The organism is Kitasatospora sp. NPDC085464, from assembly GCF_044541955.1.
In the GTDB taxonomy this organism is placed as follows: Bacteria; Actinomycetota; Actinomycetes; order Streptomycetales; family Streptomycetaceae; genus Kitasatospora.
In genome coordinates this window covers 79,637-102,256 of record NZ_JBITTM010000030.1, presented here as the reverse complement: position 1 = coordinate 102,256, position 22,620 = coordinate 79,637, and the positions used below count along the sequence as shown (strand labels likewise).

Genomic DNA, 22,620 nt, shown 5'->3' with positions numbered 1-22,620 from the left:
TGGGGGACGGGGTCTGTGCCGAGCGGCGCACACCCCCTCCTGCACGCCGCCGCCGAAAGGGGCATTCGTAGGGATTTCCCACCCTGCCGGTGTCGGCGGCGTACGCAATGAGAGGATGGCCCGGCCATGACTGCCCTCGCCGCCGCCCCGTCCCCGGGCGCCCCCGGACCGGCCCAGCCGGTAGGGTCCGCCGCCTGGGACCTGCGGCTTGCCCGGGCCGTCCCGTTCGCGCTGGTCTGCACGCTGATAGCGGCCGCCGGACACGCCCTGGCCGGCGGCGGGAACGTGCCGGTGACCGCGCTGGCGGCGGGTTTCGCCGCGGTGCTGGCGTTCGCCGCGGCCTGCGGCGGCCGGGAGCGTTCGCTGGCGGGCATCGCCGGGGCGCTGGGCGCGGGGCAGCTCGGTCTGCACGTCCTCTTCCACGGCTTCGGCGGTTTCACCGGCCTCACGGGCTCCTCCGCGATGTCGGGCATGCACCACGGCGCCTCCGGTGCGATGACCGTTCCGCAGGTGGCCGGCCGGCTGATCTGCAACGAGGCACGCCCGGGCACGCTGGTCGGCCTGCCCGGCAGCCCGACCCCGGAGCAGCTGGTCTCCTCGGCGGGCCTGGACCCGCACGCGTTCGCCGCCGCGCCGTGGTGGCAGACCGGCGTGTTCGGGATGACCCCGTCGATGCTGGCCGGGCACCTGGCCGCCGCGCTGGTGGCGGGCTGGTGGCTGCGGCGCGGCGAGGCGGCGCTGTGGCGCCTGCTGCGGGTGGCGGCGACGGCGGCCCGGGAGCACTGGGCGGCGCCGCTGCGGTCGGCGTTCGCGCTGGTGGCCGTGCTGCTGCGCGGTCTGTTCGGCGCGGCCGGTCCGGTCCGCCGGTTCGGGGCCCGGGGCGGCGAGAGCCCGCTCCCGGCGGGTGCCGTGCTGCGGCACAGCGTGGTGCGGCGCGGTCCGCCGTGCGGGGCCTTCGCGTACTGATCCGCGATCCCCGGTGGCCTGCGGGCCGTGCCGGGCGCGGGTGTGCGCACCGTCCGGGCCGTTTCCCGACCACCGGGTCCGGCCCGAGGCTCTGCCCCCACACGTCCCCACGCGCGGCACCACGAGCGCGGCCGAGGCGCGGCCCGGTCCGTCGCCCGGCCCCGGCCTGCCGCCGAACTCCGATCGGAGACCCCGCATCATGCGTTCCCTTCCCGCCCGTCGTCTCGCCGCCGTCGCCCTGACCGCCGCCGCCTCCGTGGTGGCGCTGGCCGGCCCCGCGTTCGCGCACGTCACCGTGAACCCGGGTGCGGCCCCGCAGGGCGGCTACACGGCCGTGGACTTCCGGGTGCCGAACGAGAGCGACACCGCGAGCACGGTGAAGCTGGAGGTCAACCTCCCGCTGGACCACCCGCTGGCCTCGGTCCGGACCCTGCCGATGCCGGGCTGGACGGCCACGATCGAGAAGTCGAAGCTCGACAAGCCGATCAAGGTGCACGGCAACGACGTCAACGAGGCCGTCTCCAAGATCACCTGGACCGCGGACGCCGGCGTCAAGATCGCCCCCGGCCAGTTCCAGGAGTTCCGGGTCTCGCTCGGCCCGCTGCCGACCGACTCGGACAGCCTGGTCTTCAAGGCCCTGCAGAGCTACGACAACGGCGACGTCGTCCGCTGGATCGACGAGAGCAAGGACGGCCAGCCCGAGCCGGCCAAGCCCGCGCCCGTCCTGAAGCTCACCAAGGCCGCCGCCGGCGACGACGCCCACGGCGTCACCGCCTCCCCCGCCGCGGGCGCCCACGGGGACAGCTCGGACCACGCCGCCTCCTCGGACAGCGGCAGCAAGGCCAGTGACTCCACCGCCCGCACCCTCGGTGTGGTCGGCATCGTGGTCGGCGTGATCGGCACCGCCGTCGGCGTGCTCGGCCTGCGCCGCAAGAACGGCGGCTCCGCCTCCTGACCCCCGCGCCGGCGGGGCCGTACCCCCACCACGGGTACGGCCCCGCCGGCGGCCCACCGCGCACGATCGGAACCCGCATGTCCCGCACCGCCCGTCCCGCCCGCACCGCCCGCCTGGCCGGCGCGGCCGCCCTCGCGCTGACCGCCGCCCTGACCCTGTCCGCCTGCGGCTCCTCCGGCGGCGACTCCACCGCCGCGAAGGTCACCCAGCAGAAGGAGAACACCCCGTACCAGGGCACCAAGCTGGCGAAGAACTTCGAGAAGCCGGACCTCCAGCTGACCGACACCTCCGGGCAGCCCTTCGACCTGCGGCAGCAGACCAACGGCAAGGCCACCCTGCTGTTCTTCGGCTACACCAGCTGCCCGGACGTCTGCCCGACCACCATGGGCGACATCGGCGTCGCGATGAAGGCGCTCCCCGCGGAGGACCGGCAGAAGATCAACGTCGTGTTCGTCTCCACCGACCCGCAGCGCGACACCCCCAAGGTGCTGCGCACCTGGCTGGACTCGATGGGCAGCGACTTCATAGGCCTCACCGGTGACCTGGCCAAGGTGAAGACCGCCGCCAAGTCGCTCGGCATCATGATCGAGGACCCGGTGGTCAACGCGGACGGCACGGTCACCTCGACCCACGGCGCGCAGGTGCTGGCCTTCCTCCCCTCGGACGACAAGGCGCACGTGCTCTACATGAGCGGAACCGAGGAGAAGACCTACGAGCACGACCTGGCGCTGCTCGCCAAGGGGGTCGCGGCGTAATGGCGGGCAACGGAACGCACCGCTTCCGGCGGACCGCCCTCACGGGTGCGGTGCTGGCCACCGTCCTGGGCGGCGGCGCCATCCTGGCCGCCTGCGGAACGGGCGGCCAGGGCGGCCAGAGCGGCCCGAGCGCTGCCGGCAGCGGGCCGGCCAGGCTCAGCGTCGCCGACTCCTACATCCCGCTGCCCCCGGCCGGCGGCATGGCCGCCGGCTACCTGACCGTCCGCAACGACGGCGGCCGGGACGAGCTGGTCAAGGTGACCAGCCCCGGCGCCGAGTCGGTCACCATGCACCGCTCGACCCCGTCGAGCATGGAGCAGGTCGACAGTCTGGACGTGCCCGCGCACGGCGCGCTGCAGTTCGCGCGCGGCGGCACCCACCTCATGATCATGGGCTGGCAGAAGGCCCCCGCACTCGGCGACGAGCTCGAACTGGACCTCACCTTCGCCAAGTCCGGCACCATCGCGGTCAAGGTGCCGGTCAAGGAGCTCACCTACCGCCCCGGCCAGAGTTAGGGGACCGTCACCATGCAGTCGGCCGGCCTGGAGAAGGCCTCGCACCGCCGGATCGCCGGGGTGCTCGGAATGCTCGGCGCGTTGCTCGCGCTGATGCTCGCGGGCGCCGGACCGGCCTCCGCGCACGCCACCCTGGATTCCACCGACCCCCGGCAGAACTCGGTGGTCGCCACCGCCCCGGCCGAGGTCACGCTGACCTTCAGCGAGTCCGTGTCGCTCTCCTCGGACTCCGTCCGGGTGCTCGACCCGGCCGGCAAGGCCGTGGACACCGGCAACCCCGCGCACGCCGACGGCAAGGGCAGCACCGCCCGCGTCGGCCTGAAGGGCGGGCTCGCCAACGGCACGTACACCGTCGCCTGGCGGGCCGTCTCGGAGGACTCGCACCCCGTCGGCGGGGCGTTCACCTTCTCCATCGGCGCGCCCTCGGACACCTCGGTGTCGGCCGCCGCGCTGCAGGGCGCCAAGGCCGACGGCCTGGTCGCCGCCCTGTACGGCACCGGCCGCACCGTCGCCTACGCGGCGTTCGCGCTGCTGGCCGGCGTCGCCGCCTTCGTGCTGATCTGCTGGCCGGCCGGCACCGCCCGGCGCCCGGTGCAGCGGCTGCTGATGACCGGCTGGACGGCGCTGCTGGTCTCCACCGTCGCGGTGCTGATGCTGCGCGGGCCGTACGAGCGCGGCTCTGGGATCGGGCAGGCCTTCGACCTGTCGCTGGTGCGCGCCACCCTGGACGAGCGGATCGGCACCGCGCTGGCCGCCCGGCTGCTGCTGCTCGCGGCGGGCGGGGTGTTCCTGTCCCTGCTGGTCGGCCAGCTGGGGCAGCCGCCGCGGCCGCTCCCTGCCGAGCCCGCCGAGGACCGGCGCGCCGACGGCGAGGGCGCCGAGGGCAGGGGCGAGGACGCCGAGGCCGCCGAGCTGCGCGAGCTGGAGCAGCGCGCCGCCGAGCGGCCGCAGCGGGAGGCCCGGCTCGGCCTCGGGGTGGCCGGGCTGGTGCTGGCGGTCGCCCTCGCGGCGACCTGGGTCGGCGCCGACCACGCCTCGGTGGGCATCCAGGTCTGGCTGGCGCTGCCGCTCGGCATCCTGCACCTGATCGCGATGGCGCTCTGGCTGGGCGGGCTGGCCGCACTCCTGGCCGCGCTGCGCGAGGGCGTGGGCGCCGACGTGGTGGACCGCTTCTCGAAGGTCGCCTTCGGCTCGGTGGCCGTGCTGGCCGTGACCGGGATCTACCAGTCCTGGCGGGGCCTGGGCAGCTGGGGCGCGCTGACCGGCACCGAGTACGGGCGGCTGCTGCTGGTGAAGAGCGGCTGCGTGGTCGTGATGCTCGGCGTCGCATGGATCTCGCGCAGCCGGCTGGCCCGGCTGCGGTCGGCCCCGGCCGAGGCGGCGGAGGTCGAGCAGGCCGAGGTGCCGGAACCGGTCGGCGTCGCGGCGCACAGCGAGGACCCGGTCCGCCGGGCGCAGCTGGACCGCCAGCGTGCCGCCCGGGAGAGCGCCGGGCGCGAGCGCGGGCTGACCCCGAACCGGGCCGGGCTGCGCCGCTCGGTGCTGGTCGAGGCCCTGGTCGCGGTGGCGGTGCTGGTGGTCACCACGATGCTGACCAACTCCCCGCCCGGCCGGGTGGCGGGCGAGATCACGGCCGGGGCCGCCGCTCCGGCCGCCGCTCCGGCCGCCGGCGGGGCCGCGGCCGCGCCGCAGACCGAGCCGGGCCGCACCGTCGAGCTCAAGCTCCCGTACGACACCAAGGGCCGGACGCCGAACGCCAAGGGCACCGCGACCGTCACCCTCAACCCGGCCCGGACCGGACCGAACGAGGTGAAGCTCGCGCTGGACGGCGCGGACGGGCAGCCGGTGGACGTCCCCGAGGTGCAGCTGGCCTTCACCCTGCCGGACCGCGACCTCGGTCCGCTGCCGGTGGCGCTCACCCCGGAGGGCACCGGCCGCTGGAGCGGCACCGCGCAGCTGCCGCTGGCGGGCACCTGGGTGGTGTCGGTGCAGGTCCGCTCCTCGGAGATCGACCAGACCACCCCGACCCAGCAGTTCAAGATCGGCTGACGGCGGTGGACGACGTGACGACGACGGAACCGGCCGCGGCCGGGGAGGCCCCGGGCGGGCGGACGGCGGCCGGGCGGACGGCGGCCGGGCAGGCCCCGGCCGAGCAGGCCCCGGCGGACCGGGCGGGCTTCACCCGGCGCGCCCTGCTCGGCACCGCCGGCGCCGGGCTGCTGGTCGGCGCGGGGGCGGGCGTCGCCGGGGCGGTCGCCCTGGACCGGGCCGACCGCACCACCGGCGCGGCGGCCCCGGGCGGCGCGCTCGGCGCCGCCCGGGTGCCGTTCCGCGGCGAGCACCAGGCCGGGATCCTCGAACCGCAGCAGGCCCGGGTCCAGTTGGCCGCCTTCGACCTGGTCGAGGGGGCGGGCCGGGACGGGCTGCGCGCCCTGCTGCAGCGCTGGACGAAGGCCGCCGAGCGGCTGACCGCCGGGGAGCCGGCCGAGGAGTTCGACAACCAGGTCGCGCTGGACGCCGGCCCCTGCTCGCTCACCCTCACGGTCGGCTTCGGCGCCGGGCTCTTCGACAAGGCCGGACTGGCCGACCGCCGCCCGCCCGGGCTCGAACCGCTGCCCGCCTTCCCCGGCGACGCACTCGACCCGGCCCGCGGCGACGGCGACCTGTTCGTCCAGATCGGCGCCGACGACGCGCTGGTGGCGGTGCACGCCCTGCGGGTGCTGCAGCGGCTGGCGGCCGGGACGGCGGCGCTGCGCTGGCAGTCTGCCGGCTTCGCCCGAACCCCCGGGGCCGCCGCGCAGCCGGTGACCGGCCGCAACCTGATGGGCCAGGTCGACGGCACCAACAACCCGAAGCCCGGCGAGGACGGCTTCGTCGCCAAGGTGTTCTGCGCCGCCGGCGGCGACCAGCCGGGCTGGCTGGCCGGCGGCTCGTACCTGGTGTTCCGGCGGATCCGGATGCTGCTGGACCACTGGGAGGCGCTCCCGGTGGACCGGCAGGAGCGGGTGATCGGACGCCGCAAGGCGGACGGCGCCCCGCTCGGCACGCCCGCCGGGGCCGGCGAGCACGCACCGGTCGACCTGTCCGCGCAGGGCCCGGACGGCGCGTTGGCGATCCCCTCCGACGCCCACATCCGGGTCGCCGCGCCGGCGGCCAACGGCGGGGCGGCCATGCTGCGGCGCGGCTTCTCGTACCACGACGGGCTGCTGCCGGACGGCTCGCCGGACGCCGGGCTGCTCTTCGTGGCCTTCCAGGCCGATCCGCGCAAGGGCTTCACCCCGGTGCAGCGCAAGCTCTCCCGGGGCGACGGCCTCTCCCGCTTCCTGCGGCACGAGGCGAGCGGCGTGTACGCGGTGCCCCCGGCCGCGCCGGTCGGCGGCCACCTCGGCCAGCAGCTGCTGGACGGGTAGCGCCCGGCGGCCCCGCGGCCGTTACCACAGGTGGTCCCGGCCTGTGGAACGCTTTCCTGCCGGGGCCGCGGAATCGTTAGGGTGATTGTTTCGGCACCACCCGTCCAGGCAGCACCGAGTTCCCACGGAGGCGTCATGTCGGCCACCCGCTACACCTACCTCGGCCCGGCCGGCACCTTCACCGAGGCGGCCCTGCACACCCTGCCCGAGGCGGCGACCCGCGAGCTGGTGCCGCTGTCCTCGGTGGCGCTGGCGCTGGACGCGGTGCGCGGCGGAGACGCCGCCGGGGCGTTCGTGCCGATCGAGAACTCGGTGGAGGGCGCGGTCACCGCGACCAACGACGAACTGGCGTCCGGCGCACCGCTGATGATCTACCGGGAGGTGCTGCTGCCGATCGCCTTCGCGCTGCTGGTCCGGCCGGGCACCGAGCTGTCCGGGATCAAGACGGTGACCAGCCACCCGGTGGCCCAGCCGCAGGTGCGCCGCTGGCTGGCGGCCAACCTGCCGGAGGCGACCTGGGAGTCGGCGGCCTCCAACGCGGACGGCGCCCGGCTGGTCGCCGAGGGCCGCTACGACGGGGCGTTCGCGGGCGAGTTCGCGGCGCCGATCTACGGGCTGGACCCGCTGGTCAAGGACATCGCGGACGCCAAGAGCGCCGCCACCCGGTTCGTCCTGGTCGGGCGCCCGGGCCGGGTCTCCTCGCCGACCGGTGCGGACAAGACCTCGATGGTGGTCTGGCTGCCGGACGACCACCCGGGCGCGCTGCTGGAGCTGCTGCAGGAGTTCGCGGTGCGCGGGGTCAACCTGATGCGGATCGAGTCCCGGCCGACGGGTGAGGGCCTGGGCAACTACTGCTTCCTGATCGACTGCGAGGGCCACCTCTCGGAACGCCGGGTGGCCGAGGCGATGATGGGCCTCAAGCGGATCTGCCCCCAGGTGCGGTACCTGGGCTCCTATCCGCGCGCCGACCGGCAGGTGTCCACCCACCGGCGGCCGGGGACCTCGGACGAGGATTTCAGCTCGGCGGCGGACTGGCTCTCCCGCGCGCTCGACGGGCGCGGGGACATCTGAGTCACCCGAGCGACACCTTCCGTCTTTCTGACCTTTTCCGACCGTTTTGGATCGGTCCGATCAGGCGGGGCGGACGACCGCACCCGTCATCCACAGGCCGGTCCGACAACGGCGGCCGCTGTCCACAGGCCTCCCCGCTGTCCACAGCCGGAAGTTATCCACAGGTCTGGGGACGAGTCGACAAACCGGTATAGCCATTACCCAGAACCGGTCGGACCATCGGTTTGCGTCGCAGAGATGACTAATCGGACCAGAGTCACCCGGTTGCCAGCAAATCACCCGTCTGAGTGCTTCAATTCCCTCACTCGGGAAGGTCCAATGAGGTTTGAAACCTCAATTCGCTGGTTCGATCGCGCGGAGGGTGACCCTCCCCTTCGATCCACAGCCCCCGCCCCCAGCCTGTGGATAACCCGCCCCCGGAGAGTTCCCCACAGAAGTTATCCACAGGTTCGGGGCGGTTATCCCCAGGGGAAAACCGGTACCGGTGGAGGAACGCCCGCCCGGTACGCTTGGGCCTGTGATTGACCTTCGCCTGCTCCGTGAGGACCCTGACCGAGTGCGCGCCTCGCAGCGCGTCCGTGGCGAGGACGTCGACCTGGTCGACGCCCTCCTCTCCGCCGACGAACGGCGCCGGTCCTCGGGCAGCCGCTTCGACGAACTGCGCAGCGAGCAGCGGGTGCTCGGCAAGCAGGTCGCCCAGGCCAAGGGCGACGAGAAGGCCGCCCTGCTCCAGCGCACCAAGGACCTGGCCGCCGAGGTCAAGGCCGCCGACGCCGAACAGGGCGCCGCCAAGGAGGAGGCCGACCGCCTGCTCCGCTCGCTGGCGAACCTCATCGACCCGGCCGCCCCGGTCGGCGGCGAGGAGGACTTCGTCACCCTCGAAGAGATCGGCACCCCGCGCGACTTCGCCGCCGAGGGCTTCGAGCCGCGCGACCACGTCGAGCTCGGCCAGATCCTCGGCGCGATCGACACCGAGCGCGGCGCCAAGGTCGCCGGTGCCCGCTCCTACTACCTGACCGGCGTCGGCGCGCTGCTGGAGCTCGCCCTGGTCAACATGGCGATCGCCCAGGCCACCGCGGCCGGCTTCACCCCGATGATCACCCCGACCCTGGTCCGCCCGGCCGCCATGGACGGCACCGGGTTCCTCGGCCAGGCCGCCGAGAACGTGTACCACCTCGCCGAGGACGACCGGTACCTGGTCGGCACCAGCGAGGTCCCGCTCGCGGCGTACCACATGGACGAGATCCTCGACGCCGACAAGCTGCCGCTGCGTTACGCCGGCTACTCGTCCTGCTTCCGCCGCGAAGCCGGCACCTACGGCAAGGACACCCGCGGCATCATCCGCGTCCACCAGTTCGAGAAGGTGGAGATGTTCGTCTACACCACGCCCGAGGACGCCGAGAACGAGCACCGCCGCCTCCTCCAGTGGGAGAAGGACTTCCTCAACGCGCTGGAGCTGCCGTACCGGGTCATCGACGTCGCCTCCGGCGACCTCGGTGCCTCGGCCGCGCGCAAGTTCGACATCGAGGCCTGGATCCCCACCCAGGGCAAGTACCGCGAGGTCACCTCGACCTCCAACACCACCGAGTACCAGGCCCGCCGCCTGTCGATCCGGATGCGCGAGGAGGGCAAGACCCGCCCGCTCGCCACCCTGAACGGCACCCTGGTCGCGATCCCGCGCACCATCGTGGCGATCCTGGAGAACCACCAGCAGGCCGACGGCTCCGTCGTCGTCCCCGAGGCACTGCGCCCGTTCCTCGGCGGACGGACCGTCCTCCAGCCGGTCAAGTAGGCCCGGCCCCCGGGCTCCCCTCGCGGGGAGCCGCCGCACCACCCGCACCACCCGCTCCACCCGCAACTCCCGGGAGACGACCGGCCCATGAGCACCACCAGCCCCAGCCCCGTCTCCCCGGAGGGCACCCGCGACGGTGGCGACCTGCCCTACCGGCTGGTCGCCACCGACCTCGACGGCACCCTGCTGACCAGCGAGGAGACCGTCTCCGAGCGCACCCGCGCCGCCCTGGCCACGGCCACCGGCGCGGGCGCGCTGCACATCATCGTCACCGGCCGCTCGGCCGTCTGGGCCCGCCCGGTCTTCGACGAGATCGGCTACACCGGGATAGCCGTCTGCGGCCAGGGCGCCCAGGTCTACGACGCCGGCGCGCACAAGCTGCTCACCTCGCTCACCCTGGACCGCCGGCTCGCCGCGCTCGCCGTCGAGAAGATCGAGGCCGAGACCGGCCCGCTCGCCGTCGCCGCCAACCAGGACGGCCTCGACGGCCAGGTCCTGGCCGGCCCCGGCTACGAACTGCTCATCGGCTCCGACCTGCCCGTCGTCCGGGTCGACCGCGGCGGACTCCTCGCCTCCCCCGTCAGCAAGCTCTACATCCAGCACCACGCGCTGACCGACGACGCCCTCGCCGAAGCCGCGCGCCGCGCCGCCGGAGACCTCGTCGGCGTCGTGATGGCCGGGCCCGGAGTCGTCGAACTGCTCCCGCTCGGCCTCTCCAAGGCCACCGGGCTGGCCGTCGCCGCCCGCCGCCTCGGCCTGCGCGCCGCCGACACCATCGCCTTCGGCGACATGCCCAACGACGTCCCGATGTTCGGCTGGGCCGCCCACGGCGTCGCCATGGCCAACGCCCACGAGGAACTCCTCGCCGTCGCCGACACCGTGACCGCCGGCAACGACGAGGACGGCGTCGCGGTCGTTCTGGAGCGCCTCTACCCGCCCCGCTGACCGGGCCTGGCGGCCCGGGGATTCCGGGGGCGGGGAACCGGGGTGAGGAACCGGGGCGTGAGGCACGTTCACGTCGGTGGTCTTCCGCCGCGCGCAGTTCCCCCGCGCCCCTTTCGGGGCGGGGAACTCGGGTTGGTCGCAGCGGGTGGGGTCGGGCGGGCGGTGGGCCCGGGGGCGGTCTCAGTTCGTCCGGGCGAGCGCAGTGTGAGGGTCGGGCCCGGGGCAGTAGCGGCGCAGCCCCGGGGTGGGGCAGGCCGCAGCGTGTCGGTGGTCGGGCGTTTACGGAGTGTTCTTCCGTAGTTGTAGGATGACCGGGCAAGTGGTTGTAGGATGACCTACGACTGGTGTGGACGTGTGCGAGGGAGGGAGTCCGGAATGAGCGGCGAGGGCAACGGCCTGCAGGCGGCCGGGCGGCGATCCCTGGTGGACACCGCGATCGACCAGCTGCGGGAGCAGTTGGCCGGCGGGGTCTGGCCGGTGGGGTCGCGGATCCCCACCGAGCACGAGCTGGCCGAGCAGATGCAGGTCGGGCGGAACACCGTGCGGGAGGCGATCCGGGTGCTGGTGCACGCCGGGATGCTGGTCTCCCGCCAGGGCGAGGGGACGTTCGTCCGCTCGACCAGCGACCCGGCCTCCGTCCTGCGGGGCGTCCAGCGTTCGGGCATCCGGGACGTCCTGGAGGTCCGCGCGGCGCTGGAGACCGAGGGTGCCCGGCTGGCCGCGCTGCGGCACACCCCCGAGGACGTCCGGCGGATGCGGGCCGCGCTGGCCCGCGAGGCCGAGGTGTTCGCGGCGCACCCCGAGCGGGCGAGCCGCGAGGCCACCGTCGAGCACGACCTGGAGTTCCACACCGCGGTCGTCGAGGCCGCGCACAACCCCGCGCTGGCCGAGGTCTACCGCTACTTCGGCGCCTCCGTCCGTGAGGCGATGACCTCCGCCTTCGGCGACCACGACATGCCCGAAGCGGTCGTGGCCACCCACGAGGCGCTGGTCGACGCGATCGAGAGCGGTGACCCGGACCGGGCCGAGGCGGCGTGTCGTTCGCTGCTCGCCGGCCCGACCGCGGCCGTCGAGCAGCTGCTCGCGGCCATCGCGGCCCGGAAGTAGGACGGCGCGAGCCTCCGCCTTCCCGCCCGCATCCACGCACATTCAGGAAAGAACAGCACACCCATGGCCGTCACCCGTGCCCGGCAGCCGGTTGTCACCACCCCTGCCCCGCTCCCCGTCCGCTCCCGGCTGGCCCATCCGGTCCTGCTGCTGACCGGCATCGTGCTGGTCGCGCTGAACATGCGCGCCTGCCTGGCCGCGATCTCCCCGATGGTCAACGAGATCCAGCGGACCCTCGGTCTCTCCGCGACCGCGAGCGGCCTGATCACGACCGTGCCGGTGCTGTTCCAGGGCGTCGGTGCCCCGCTCACCCCCCGGCTGACCCGCCGGTTCGGTGCCGAACGGGTGGTGCTGGGCGCGGTGCTGGTGCTGGGCGCGGGCGTGCTGCTGCGGGTGCTGCCGTCGGTGGCGGCGCTGTACGCGGGCTGCGTGGTGATCGGCGTGGCCATCGCGGTGCTGAACGTGTCGATGCCGGGCCTGGTCAAGCGGGAGTTCCCGGACCGCGCGGCCACCATGACCGGCGTCTACTCGACCACCATGCTGGTCGGGGCGACTCTCGCCGCCGGCACCTCCGTCCCGCTGGAGCACGCGCTCGGCGGCGGCTGGCGGGCCTCGCTCGGCGCGTGGTCGCTGCTCGCGCTGGTCGCGGCGGTGGCGTGGCTGCCGCAGGTGCTGCGCAGCCGTCAGGAGCGGGGCGCGGCGGCTGCGCCGGCGGCGCCGAGCAAGCCGGTCGAGGGCATCTGGAAGTCCCCGCTGGCCTGGCAGATCAGCCTCTTCATGGGCATCTCCTCGCTGCTGGTCTACACCCTGGTGGCCTGGATGCCGACCATCCTGGCCGACCACGGCATGGACCGCGGCCAGGCCGGCCTGGTCTTCGCCTTCTCCAACCTGGTGCAGGTGGCCGGCGCCTTCCTGGTGCCGCTGATGGCCGGCCGGATGACCAGCCAGCGCGCCCTGGCGGTGACGATGGCGGCCCTGAACGGGCTGGGCATCGCGATGCTGCTGGTCGCGCCGGTGTCCGCGGCGTGGGTGTCGGCGACCGTCCTCGGCGTGGCCCAGGGCGGCTCGCTGGGCCTGGGCCTGGCGTTCATCGTGCTGCGCACCGGCAGCGCGGCCGGGGCCGCCCAGCTGGGCGGGATGTCGCAGGCGATCGGTTACCTGGTCGCGGCGGCCGGCCCGGTCGGCGCCGGTGCGCTGCACCAGCTCACCGGCGGCTGGGAGACCACCCTGGTGCTGATGCTGGCGCTGGTCGTGGTGGTCGGCGCGGCCGGCTGGGGCGCGGGCCGCAACCGTACGCTCTGAGCCCCCGGGATCTCCGTACGGCGCTTCGACGGCGCTCCGGCCCGCAGTCCAGCGGGCCGGAGCGCCGTTCGGCTTCCTGCCGAACGCTCCGTCGGGGCGCGGCTCAGTAGGCGCGCGGCTCCGTCGGCGCGCGGCTCAGTCCTCGCCGGCCAGGGTCAGCCCGGCCAGCTTCACCGAGGCCAGCACCGTCGCCCCGACGGTGACCGCCAGCAGCAGCGGGACGGCCGCCCCGAGCGAGACGTCGGCGCCGATCGCGGTGTCCCCGGCGACGGCCTCGGCCACCGCCCGGCCCCACTGCTGGACGCTCAGCGTCCGGGCGCCCTCGACGAAGTTGCCGACCACCGACTCCCAGATCAGGGCGTAGCCGAGCCCGGCCACCACGGCGTGCCGGGTGATCACGCCGAGCAGCAGGAACAGCGCGCTGTACGCGGCCCCGGCGACCATGACCGCCACGGTGTAGCCGAGCACCGTGTTGTCCCGGTTGCCGTACAGGATCAGCCCGGACAGCATCGTCGGGACGACCGAGAACAGCCAGGTGACGCCGATCGCGACGGCCAGCTTGGTGGTGATGATCCGCCAGCGCGGGATCGGCTTGGCGAGCAGGTAGACGATCGAGCCGTCGTCGATCTCGGTGGCGATGGCGCCGGTGCCGACCACCAGGCCGAGGATCGGGACCAGGGTGCCGAGGCCGAGCTGGCCGAGGATCTTGACGGTCAGGCCGTGCGCGTCGGCGGTCGACCCGCTCGCGACGGCGGAGACGAGCAGCAGCAGCGCGGGGACCACCAGCAGCAGGAGGCCGCGGCGGCGGCCCAGCAGCCCGCGCAGGGTGAGCCTGGCGACGGTGGGGTTCATGGTCGGTCGGCCCCTTCCTGGGCAGCAACGGTCACGGCGGCGGTCATGCGGAGACCAGGTACGAGAAGACGCTCTCCAGCGACTCGTCGGCCGGGGAGACGGTGTACAGCCGGATGCCGGCTTCCCGGGCGACCTTGGGGAGCAGGGTGGTGAAGCCCTGGAAGTTGACCGCCTCGATCCGCAGCGCCCGCTCGCGCTCGTCCACCTCGATGCCGGTGGTGGAGCCGTCGGCGATCAGCGCGGCGGCGAGCCGGCGGTCGTCGCTGGAGCGGACCAGGTAGCGGTGGGGGCGGTCGGTCATCAGTCGGCGGATCCTGCGGAAGTCGCCCGAGGCCGCGTGCCGCCCGGCCACCACGACCTCGATGTGCCGGGCGAGTTGCTCGACCTCCTCCAGGATGTGCGAGGAGAACAGCACGGTGCGGCCGTCCGCGCCGAAGCGGCGCAGCAGCTCCATCAGCTGGAGCCGCTGGCGGGGGTCCATGCCGTTGAAGGGCTCGTCCAGCAGCAGCACGGACGGGTCGTGGACCAGCGCGGAGGCCATCTTGACCCGCTGCTTCATGCCCTTGGAGTAGGTGCCGGTGCGGCGGTCCTTGGCGTGGGCCATCTCCACCAGGTCCAGGGCCCGGCGGGCGGCGGCGCCCGGCTGGGGCAGGCCGTGGAGTTCGGCGTTGGCGAGGACGAACTCCCAGCCGGTCAGGTAGTCGTACATCGACTCCCGTTCGGGGACCAGGCCGATCTGCCGGTACACCTGCTGGTTGCGCCAGATCGGTGCGCCGTCCAGGGTGACCGAGCCACTGGACGGGGAGAGGAAGCCGCTCATCATGTGGATGAGGGTGGACTTGCCCGCGCCGTTGGGGCCGAGCAGGCCGGTGATGCCGGGGCCGACGGCCATCGTGATGTCGTTGACCGCGACCACGTTCCCGAACCAGCGGGACACCTTGTCGATGCTGATGGTGGCCATGCCGCCCTCTCTCAAACCTTCTTGTAGCGGCTCAGCAGCAGCCGGTACGAGCCGACCACCAGGGCCGCGGCCACCAGTGCGAACACCGTCAGGCCGAGCCCGCCGGGGGCGTGCCGGCGGTCGAGGCCGGTGCCGAGGTCGAACAGCTCGTTGACCAGGGACTCCACCAGGTTGGTGGGCGAGATCAGCGACGTCCACTGCGCGCCGTCGGAGCCGGTGGTGCCCGGGTCGCTGATGCCGACCGCGATGCCGGCCACCGCGGCGCTGATCGCCAGGTAGCCCATGATGGCGGCGACCCCGAAGCCCCGGCGCGGGGTGGCGGCCGCGATCACCAGCGCCACCGAGGTCGGCACCAGGGCGTACAGCACGGCCGCGAACAGACCGTAGAGGAAGTGCCCGGTGTTGTACGAGAAGTCCATCCCGCCGAGCAGCGCACCGGCGTACAGCACCAGCAACGGGGCCGTCATCAGGAGCAGTTGGGCGCAGACCATGGCCGCGAACTTGGCCCGGACGTAGTCGGTGCGGGTGATCGGGCGGGAGAAGTAGAGCGGCACGGTCTGGTACCGCAGGTCCCGCGAGAGCAGCACCGGCGCCTGGGAGGCGAGGAAGACCGAGATCACCAGGTTGAGGCTGGCGAGGTAGCCCGCGTACTCGACGGGCAGTTCGTCGCGCTTCAGGGTGATCGCGATCGCCACGAAGATCACGGCGGGCACGGTGACCGCGCCCAGCACCAGCATCGGCAGCACCTTGGACTTGCCGGATCGGCCGAGGCCGTACGCGGCGCGCAGGCTCTGGGTGAAGAGCGCGCGGGTGGCGTAGCCGCGGCCGAGCCGGGGGCCGGTGTAGCCGCGGTAGCCGATGTCATGGATGACGCCGGTGTCGGCGGGCCTGGTCTCAGGAGGCAGCGACATCGTCCGAACCTCCCCTGCTGTCCTGGGCGTTCCGGCCGGCCGGGTCGTCACGGTCGTCACGGTTCTCGGTGAAGAGTTCGGCGACCCGGTGCCGGCGCTGTTCCAGCCGGACCAGGCCGAGGCCGAGTTCGGCGACGGTGTCGCGGATGGTGTCGTACGTCGATTCGTCGGCCAGCCGGACCAGCACCAGGTGCGAGCCCTCGGACTGGACGTCGATGCCGGCCGCGGCGAGGCGTTCGCGCACCACCGCGGCGGGCTCGACCGCGTGGTCCTCCGGGTGGTCGGTGACCTCGACCGCGAGCACGGCCGTCGCCTCGGTGAAGGAGGCGGTGGAGGAGGAGCGCAGCAGCTTGCCGCCGTCGATGACGACCAGGTGGTCGCAGGTGCGCTCCAGCTCGCCGAGCAGGTGGGTGGTGACCAGCACCGAGATGCCGAAGTCGCTGTGCACGCGGCGGATCAGGCCCAGCATCTCGTCCCGGCCGGCCGGGTCGAGGCCGTTGGTCGGCTCGTCCAGCAGCACCAGCTTGGGGTCGTGCACCAGCGCCTGGGCGAGCTTGACCCGCTGCTTCATGCCCGTCGAGTACCCGCCCATCGGCCGGTACCGCTCCTCGTAGAGGCCGACGTGCCGCAGGGTGTCCGCGGTGCGCTCACGCGCGGCGGTGGCCGGCAGGCCCGCCATCCGGGCCATGTGGACGACGAACTCGGTGGCGGAGACGTCCGGCGGCAGGCAGTCGTGCTCGGGCATGTAGCCGACCCGCTCCCGGATCTCGGAGCCCCGGGTGGCGATGTCCAGGCCGAGGACCTCGCCGCGGCCGGACGTCGCCGGGGCGAGCCCGAGCAGGATCTTGATCAGTGTGGACTTGCCCGCACCGTTGGACCCGACCAGCCCGACCACCCCGGGCCGCACCTCGACGGTGAGCTGGTCGAGGGCGGTGACCCGGGGGAACCTCTTGGTGAGGCCGTCCGTCTTGATGACAGCTGTGGACACGCCCATCAACGTAACGGCCGTGCGCGGTACGGGTCATGAGCTGGAATGACGACCCCCTCTGCTGCTGCGGTATGACGCCGGGGCCTCTCTCCCCTAGGGGTCGGCGGAAACCGGAGGCCGCCCACCACCGCGCCCACCACCGCGCCCGCCGCCGGGAAACCGCTCGGGTGCGCGAACGGCGCCGGGCGGCTCGACCTGAGGTGAGCGGGCCCGGCGCCGTGTCCGACCCGGCTCAGGAGTGCGCGCGCTCCCACAGCTCGGTGACCTTGCCGGAGGCGTCGATCGCCACCTTGTAGTCGCCGCCCGAGCAGGGGTACGAGCCCTTCTGGTTGTCCGGGTTGGCGATGCACTCGTTGACGTGCTTCACCAGGTCGGCCAGGTTGACGTCCTTCGGCGCGGTCAGCACCGAGCTCAGGTGGCCCTTGGCGGTCGGCGCGAACGCGGCGGTCTTGTCGGCGCCCACCGGCTCGAAGACGACGTCGTTGACACCGCAGGCGTCCTTGGTCTCCTTGTAGACCAGGGTCGTCGTGGTGGTGCCCTTCGCCGGGTAGATCCACTTCTGGCCAACCGGCAGCGGGCCGTGGGTGCAGAAGCCCTCGGGCTCGCCGGAGGCGCCGGGGGTGCCGGTCGGCGCGGCGGGCTTCCCGGTGCCGCCCGGGGCGGCGGTGGGCGACGCCGGGGCCGGGGCCGCGCCGGTCGGGGCGGCCGTCGCGGCGGTCGACCCGCCACCCGCGCCCTGGTCCGACGAGTCGTCCGGTCCACAGGCCGCGAGGCCGAACGCGGCGGTGGCGACCAGAGCGGTGGCGAGCAGTCTCCTGGAAACGGACATGGCGAAGGAACCCCCGTAGTAACACATGATCAGATTGACGGTGCGGCGGACAGACTAGCGCCTCGCCCCGACGCCGACCCCGGGGATCACCGCACCGGCCGCCGGGGCGCCCGGCGGCACGGCGCCCCGGCGGAGCGGGATCAACCGAGCTGCGCCAGGCCCTCGGTGGCGATCCGCTCGAAGACGGCGAGGTCGTTCTCGAAGATCGAGTCCGGGACCGGCCAGTGGACCACCAGCTCGGTGACACCCAGCTCCCGGTACGTGCCGGCCCAGTCGACGAAGGCGTCCAGCGACTGCAGCGGCTTCTCCGCGGTCGAGCCCTGGAGCAGCATCTTCTCCAGCGTGGCCACGTCCCGGCCCTTCGCCTCGCAGGCCGCCGCCAGCTTCTCGATCTGCTTCGCGATCACCCCGGGCGCCTGCTCGACCGGCACGTCCGCCGGGCCCTTCGGGTCCCCGTACGTCACCCAGCCCTGCCCGTACTCGGCCGCCAGCTTCAGCCCGCGCGGGCCGGTCGCGGCGACGTAGAACGGCACCCGCGGCGTCTGCACGCAGCCGGGGATGTTCCGCGCCTCGACCGCCGAGTAGTAGGTGCCCTCACGCGTCGTGGCGTCGGTGCGCAGCAACTCGTCCAGCAGCGGGAGGAACTCGCCGAACCGGTCCGCCCGCTCCTTCGGCGACCACGCCTCCTGCCCCATCGCCGTCGCGTCGTAGCCCGTCCCGCCGGCCCCGATCCCCAGCGTGACCCGGCCGCCGGACACGTCGTCCAGCGTGATCAGGTCCTTCGCCAGCGTCACCGGGTGCCGGAAGTTCGGCGAGGTGACCAGCGTGCCCAGCCGCAGCCGCTCGGTCGCCGTCGCGGCCGCGGTCAGGGTCGGCACCGAGCCGAACCACGGCTCGTCCCGGAAGCTCCGCCAGGACAGGTGGTCGTACGTGTACGCAGCGTGGAAGCCGAGGTCCTCGGCCCGCCGCCAGATCTTCTGCCCCTCGCTCCACCGGTGGATGGGGAGGATCACCGTGCTCAGTCGCATGTGCTCGACCCTACGGTAGCCGTCAGCGGCCGGCGCCCCGTGACGTGACGACCTCCTTCCGGCCCGGGACGAAGCCGCGTCGACGCGGGTTCAACGCACGAGCCAGCCCAGCAGGGTCGTCGCCGTGAACACCGTGCCCGACGCCAGACAGACCGCGCGCGGGGTCAGCCACCCGGGGCCTTCCGGGGGCCGGGACTGCGGGGCCGGAGCCAGCAGCGCGTCCGCGAACGCCTGGGCGGTCGGCGGTCGGTCCGCCGGCTCGACGGACATCGCGGTCCGCAGCAGCAGGGCGACGTTCGGTGGGAGCTCCGCTCCGGCCGGGAGCGCCGGCAGCGTCGAGGCGGCCGGCCAGTCGGTCATCAGGGCTGTGGCGCGCCCGCCCGGGCCGAACGGCTTCTGCCCGGTCAGCAGCTCGTAGGCCACCACGGCCAACGCGTACACGTCGGCCCTCCCGTCGAACCCGCCGGTCTGGAAGGCCTGTTCCGGTGCCATGTAGGCGGGCGTGCCCGTGGTCACGGTGAGCCCGGATGCGTCCGCCAGTTGCTTGGCGCTGCCCAGATCCGCCACCAGCACCGCGGCGGGCGCGGGGCCGGCGGCGAGCAGCAGGTTGGACGGCTTGACGTCGCGGTGCACCACGCCCGCCTCGTGCAGGACCTGGACCGCGTAGCCCGCCTCCGCGGCCAGCCGCAGCGCCTCCTGCGGGTCACACTGCCCGACCCGGTCCGCCAGGGTGCCGCCGCGTACGTAGTCCATGACGAAGTAGGGCCGGTCCTCCTGCACCCCGACATCGTGCACCCGGACCACCCGCGGGCTGGCGATCCGGCGCAGCAGCCTCGCCTCCGCCAGGAACCGCTCGCGCACATCCGCGTTGGCGGCCCAGTTCTCGGCCAGCACCTTCACCGCGACCTCGGTGTCGAGCTCCGGATCGTAGGCCTTCCAGACCGTCGCGAAGGAGCCGGCTCCGAGCCGCTCCACGAGGAGGTAACGGCCGAGCTTGCGCATGTGGCAGCATTCTGCCGGAGTCGGGGGGCGTGCGGAACTCCCGCCCGACGGGCGGGCTGCAGGCGGGACGAAACGGGGGGATCCGGGTGTACGAGGACGGTGAGCTGGAGGGGCTCGTGACGGCCGCTCAGGCGGGTGACCCGGAGGCGCTGGAACACCTGCTGGCCAGGCTGCGACCGGTGGTCCTGCGCCGCTGCTCGCGCTTCCTGCCCCACCACGCCGACGCGGAGGAGGCCGCGCAGGACGCGCTGCTGTCCATCAGCACGCACCTGGGCCGGTACGGCGGCCACGGCTCCTTCCAGGGCTGGGTGACGGTGATCGCCTCGAACGCCGCCCGGTCCACCTACCGCTCGATGCGCCGGCGCGCCGAGGACAGTCACGCCGACCTCCCCGAGTCCGTCGACCCGCGCACCACCAGCGTCATCGCCGGGACCCGGCTCGACGTGATGGAGGCGCTGACCGCGCTGGAGGAGCAGCACCCCGCCCTGGTCGAGGCGTTCGTGCTGCGCGACCTGGGCGACCTGACCTACGTCCAGGTGGCCGAGGAGCTGGACGCCCCGTTGAGCACGGTCAAGGACCGTATCGACCGGGCCCGCCACTTCATGCGCGCGCGCCTGGTCACCGGTCCGTGAACGGCGGTCCCGCGGCGGGCGGCGGCCGCACCGTCGTCCGGCGCCGGTCCGCCGTCGCCGCCGTGGTGGCGGCCGCCGCGCTCGGGCTGGCGGCCGGCCGGTTCGTGCTGCCACCGCCCCCCGGCGCCACCGCGCACCCGGCCGCACGGTCGAGTGCGGCGGTCGGCGGGGCGTCCCAGGGCGCGTCCGATCCCGCGACGCCCGACGGGTCCGTCCCGACGCCCGGGTCCCCGGCCTCGGCCTCCGGCTCCGGCTCCGCCACGCCGACCGGTGTGACCGGTGCGACCGGGCCGGTGACGACCGCGAACCTCCTGGACCCGGCGGCGTTCGACCCGGACGTCGGCAGCGGGCGGATCCACGTCTCCGACCGGTACGGCGACGGGGCCTACGCCAACGCGGCCTGCTCCGGCGAGAAGACCCTCACCCAGACCCTGGGTGGGCCCGGTGCCCACTTCCGCGGGCTGATGACCACCCCCCGCACCAACCCGGACGACACCACGCTGGCCGCCACCGGCCACGGCGACCAGGTCGCCCGCGAGGTCGCCGCCGACGCCCGGACCCCTTCCCTGGCGCAGAACTTCGCCGACCGCCTGCTGCTGGAGGAGGTGCCCTGCCAGGAGGAGGTGCCAGGGCACTGGGTCTACGGAAAGACCACGACGGTGCGGCTCGCTCCGGACGTCGTCGGGAACTGGATGGGCTCCTATCGGGGGGACCTCAACACCACCGGCACGGCGCCCGAGGACACGGAGCCCTGCGGCGGCATCGCCGTGCTGCGCAGCGGCACCCACTACGGGGTGCTGGAGGTCGACGCCTGCCTGGGCACGGCCGCGATGGACCGCGTCGTCAGGGCCGCTCTGTCACAGCTGTGAAACAGCGGGTCGGGGCTCCGACTTTCCTTCCTCCGCCGGCATCTCCCCGGTTGTACGAGGACGCAGCAGGCGTCCCGACCAGCAGGGGGACCAGATGACCGAGAACCAGGCCGTCCAGCAGAAGTCCGTTCGCCGCAACCGGTTCGCCGCCGCGGCCTGCGTCGCCGCCGCACTGATCACGGTCGGCGTCGTCGGCGCCCAGTCGGCCGTCGCCGACGGGGCCGCGCACAACGCCGCCCGCCCGGCCGCGGTCACCGCGCCCGGCCTCGGCTCCGCCGACCTCGTCCAGAGCGAGGACTTCCGGCAGGGCCTGAACCCGGTCGGCGCGACCGTTGCGCTGACCGGACGCCAGGCGCTGTCCGCGTGCTCCGGCGAGGAGACGATGCGCGACCTGACCAAGGACAAGGCCACCGCGTACGCGTCCGTGACCTGGACCTTCGACACCGAGGGCATGCTGACCGAGTCGGCCGCGAGCGCCCCCACCGGGACCACGGCCGACACCTGGGAGAAGCAGCTCGTCTCGCTCGTCCAGGACTGCCAGGACGAGCCCGCCGGCCACTGGTACTACGGCGCGGCCCACACCCTGACCGTCACCGGCGGCACCGCCCGCTGGTACCCGGCCTACAACGGCGACGGCACCGCCACCGGCGGCGTCGCGGTCCTGCGCAGCGGCACCCGGGTCGGCATCGTCGAGCTCACCGGCCGGCCCACCGACGCCCCGGCCCAGCTCGAAGGCATCGTCACCGCCGCGCTGAACCGCCTCCACTCCTGAACGGCGGCCCCGCTCCGCCCGCGCCGGCGGGCGGAGCGGGAGGAGCGGGAGGCCGCCCGTCCCCGCCCAGGAACAACTCGCCTGCCCGGCACGAGGCTTCGTGGTTGACTGCGCGCCATGCAGACAACGATCAAGTCCCCGTGGGGAGTCACCGGCTACGGTGCGGCAAGTGTGCAGGCGGCGCCGGACCTCGCCCGGATCCGGCTCGGCGTGGAGCGGACCGAACCGACGCCGCAGGAGGCCTTCGCGGCCGCTCGGACGGCGATAGCCGGCCTGCGCGAAGCGATGCGGGCCCACGGCGTGCAGGACGCGCAGGTGTCGGCGTCGCGGCTGGACCTGCAGACCGCGTGGAGCGGCTACGGCGCGGACCGGAAGTTCACCGGCTACCGCTGCCACGCCGCGTTCGCCATCGAGTACCACGACCTGGACTCCCTCGAACCGTTCCTGATCGCGGCGGTGGACGCCGGGGCGAACGAGCTGGACGGCGTCGACTTCGACGTGCGGAACAAGCCGGAGCTGCGGGCGAGGGCCCGCGAGAGCGCCGTACGGGCGGCCAGGTCCAAGGCCGAGCTGTACGCGGCGGCGGCGGGCGTGAAGCTGGGCGCCGTGGTCCACATCGAGGACGTCGATCCCGAGAGCATCGATGGGGGCCGCTACCGGGGCCACGGCTCCGCGGACAGCGCCTCGGAGGCGGACCTCGCGCCGGGCGCCGTGGTGGTCTCGGCCGCGGTGATGCTGGGGTTCGCGATCGCGGCCCCGTAGCGCCGGGCGTCCGGTCCGCTCGGGGAGTGCGAACTCGGGTGCCGGGGCGGCGTGATGACGATCTCACACCGCCGTCGGCCCCGGGCCGCCGGACCGGCTTCCGGCGCCGTCGGCGCTGGTCCGGGGCCGTGCTCGGTCGCATGCCGACGGCCCTGGGGTGACGCTCCGGCGGCCCCCCTGCGCGCTCAACCGGGTA

General features: G+C 74.0%; 22 protein-coding genes. 15 read left to right on the top strand and 7 right to left on the bottom strand.

Annotated features, from left to right (window positions below; all coding sequences use genetic code 11):
* Positions 1-126 precede the first annotated feature (126 nt).
* The 11 genes from ACIGG8_RS25955 to ACIGG8_RS25905 all read left to right on the top strand — a co-directional run bounded on the left by ACIGG8_RS25955 (position 127) and on the right by ACIGG8_RS25905 (position 12,818).
* Entirely contained in the window at positions 127-966 is an 840-nt protein-coding gene (locus tag ACIGG8_RS25955; protein WP_396551149.1) for a hypothetical protein, read from the top strand.
* Positions 967-1,165: 199 nt separating this feature from the next.
* A complete protein-coding gene (locus tag ACIGG8_RS25950; protein ID WP_350523726.1) occupies positions 1,166-1,921 on the top strand; it encodes a YcnI family protein in 756 nt (251 codons plus the stop codon).
* A gap of 77 nt (positions 1,922-1,998) precedes the next feature.
* Positions 1,999-2,676, top strand: coding sequence for an SCO family protein (locus tag ACIGG8_RS25945; RefSeq protein WP_396551147.1), 678 nt, complete (start codon positions 1,999-2,001; stop codon positions 2,674-2,676).
* Entirely contained in the window at positions 2,676-3,191 is a 516-nt protein-coding gene (locus ACIGG8_RS25940; protein WP_396551145.1) for a copper chaperone PCu(A)C, read from the top strand. The genes ACIGG8_RS25945 and ACIGG8_RS25940 overlap by 1 nt, the downstream gene beginning before the upstream one ends.
* 12 nt (positions 3,192-3,203) lie before the next feature.
* The gene (locus tag ACIGG8_RS25935) at positions 3,204-5,240 is read left to right on the top strand and encodes a FixH family protein (RefSeq protein ID WP_396551143.1); all 2,037 of its coding nucleotides are present in this window, start codon (positions 3,204-3,206) and stop codon (positions 5,238-5,240) included.
* Positions 5,241-5,254: 14 nt separating this feature from the next.
* Entirely contained in the window at positions 5,255-6,601 is a 1,347-nt protein-coding gene (gene efeB / locus ACIGG8_RS25930) for an iron uptake transporter deferrochelatase/peroxidase subunit (protein WP_396551141.1), read from the top strand.
* A gap of 135 nt (positions 6,602-6,736) precedes the next feature.
* On the top strand, positions 6,737-7,672 hold the full coding sequence (pheA, locus tag ACIGG8_RS25925; RefSeq protein WP_350523721.1) for a prephenate dehydratase: 936 nt from the start codon (positions 6,737-6,739) through the stop codon (positions 7,670-7,672).
* Positions 7,673-8,189: 517 nt separating this feature from the next.
* The gene (gene serS, locus ACIGG8_RS25920; RefSeq protein ID WP_350523720.1) at positions 8,190-9,464 is read left to right on the top strand and encodes a serine--tRNA ligase; all 1,275 of its coding nucleotides are present in this window, start codon (positions 8,190-8,192) and stop codon (positions 9,462-9,464) included.
* An 87-nt stretch (positions 9,465-9,551) separates the two neighbouring features.
* Positions 9,552-10,409 (top strand): HAD family hydrolase, encoded by an 858-nt coding sequence (locus tag ACIGG8_RS25915; protein WP_396551138.1) that lies wholly within the window; start codon positions 9,552-9,554, stop codon positions 10,407-10,409.
* A gap of 375 nt (positions 10,410-10,784) precedes the next feature.
* The gene (locus tag ACIGG8_RS25910; protein ID WP_396551136.1) at positions 10,785-11,516 is read left to right on the top strand and encodes a FadR/GntR family transcriptional regulator; all 732 of its coding nucleotides are present in this window, start codon (positions 10,785-10,787) and stop codon (positions 11,514-11,516) included.
* Between the two features lie 63 nt (positions 11,517-11,579).
* Complete coding sequence (locus ACIGG8_RS25905; protein WP_396551135.1) at positions 11,580-12,818, top strand: CynX/NimT family MFS transporter; 1,239 nt, start codon at positions 11,580-11,582, stop codon at positions 12,816-12,818.
* A gap of 135 nt (positions 12,819-12,953) precedes the next feature.
* On the opposite strand, the gene ACIGG8_RS25900 is transcribed toward ACIGG8_RS25905, so the two are convergent.
* From ACIGG8_RS25900 to ACIGG8_RS25870, 7 genes are all read right to left on the bottom strand, one after another.
* The gene (locus ACIGG8_RS25900; protein ID WP_396551133.1) at positions 12,954-13,670 is read right to left on the bottom strand and encodes an ABC transporter permease; all 717 of its coding nucleotides are present in this window, start codon (positions 13,668-13,670) and stop codon (positions 12,954-12,956) included.
* A gap of 43 nt (positions 13,671-13,713) precedes the next feature.
* The gene (locus ACIGG8_RS25895) at positions 13,714-14,631 is read right to left on the bottom strand and encodes an ABC transporter ATP-binding protein (RefSeq protein ID WP_350523715.1); all 918 of its coding nucleotides are present in this window, start codon (positions 14,629-14,631) and stop codon (positions 13,714-13,716) included.
* Positions 14,632-14,642: 11 nt separating this feature from the next.
* Complete coding sequence (locus ACIGG8_RS25890; protein WP_396551131.1) at positions 14,643-15,542, bottom strand: ABC transporter permease; 900 nt, start codon at positions 15,540-15,542, stop codon at positions 14,643-14,645.
* Positions 15,526-16,536, bottom strand: coding sequence for an ABC transporter ATP-binding protein (locus ACIGG8_RS25885; protein WP_396551130.1), 1,011 nt, complete (start codon positions 16,534-16,536; stop codon positions 15,526-15,528). The genes ACIGG8_RS25890 and ACIGG8_RS25885 overlap by 17 nt, the downstream gene beginning before the upstream one ends.
* Positions 16,537-16,762: 226 nt before the next feature.
* Complete coding sequence (locus ACIGG8_RS25880; protein WP_396551128.1) at positions 16,763-17,359, bottom strand: hypothetical protein; 597 nt, start codon at positions 17,357-17,359, stop codon at positions 16,763-16,765.
* 140 nt (positions 17,360-17,499) lie between these two features.
* Positions 17,500-18,387 (bottom strand): LLM class flavin-dependent oxidoreductase, encoded by an 888-nt coding sequence (locus ACIGG8_RS25875; protein ID WP_396551126.1) that lies wholly within the window; start codon positions 18,385-18,387, stop codon positions 17,500-17,502.
* Positions 18,388-18,477: 90 nt separating this feature from the next.
* The gene (locus tag ACIGG8_RS25870) at positions 18,478-19,389 is read right to left on the bottom strand and encodes a serine/threonine-protein kinase (RefSeq protein ID WP_396551124.1); all 912 of its coding nucleotides are present in this window, start codon (positions 19,387-19,389) and stop codon (positions 18,478-18,480) included.
* Between the two features lie 116 nt (positions 19,390-19,505).
* Here ACIGG8_RS25870 and ACIGG8_RS25865 point away from each other — a divergent pair, with 116 nt between their 5' ends.
* The 4 genes from ACIGG8_RS25865 to ACIGG8_RS25850 all read left to right on the top strand — a co-directional run bounded on the left by ACIGG8_RS25865 (position 19,506) and on the right by ACIGG8_RS25850 (position 22,424).
* On the top strand, positions 19,506-20,021 hold the full coding sequence (locus ACIGG8_RS25865; RefSeq protein ID WP_350523708.1) for an RNA polymerase sigma factor: 516 nt from the start codon (positions 19,506-19,508) through the stop codon (positions 20,019-20,021).
* Positions 20,018-20,890 (top strand): hypothetical protein, encoded by an 873-nt coding sequence (locus tag ACIGG8_RS25860; protein ID WP_396551122.1) that lies wholly within the window; start codon positions 20,018-20,020, stop codon positions 20,888-20,890. Before ACIGG8_RS25865 ends, ACIGG8_RS25860 begins: the two co-directional genes overlap by 4 nt.
* Positions 20,891-20,984: 94 nt before the next feature.
* Entirely contained in the window at positions 20,985-21,662 is a 678-nt protein-coding gene (locus tag ACIGG8_RS25855; protein ID WP_396551120.1) for a hypothetical protein, read from the top strand.
* 117 nt (positions 21,663-21,779) lie between these two features.
* Positions 21,780-22,424, top strand: coding sequence for an SIMPL domain-containing protein (locus ACIGG8_RS25850; RefSeq protein ID WP_396551118.1), 645 nt, complete (start codon positions 21,780-21,782; stop codon positions 22,422-22,424).
* Positions 22,425-22,620: the final 196 nt, after the last annotated feature.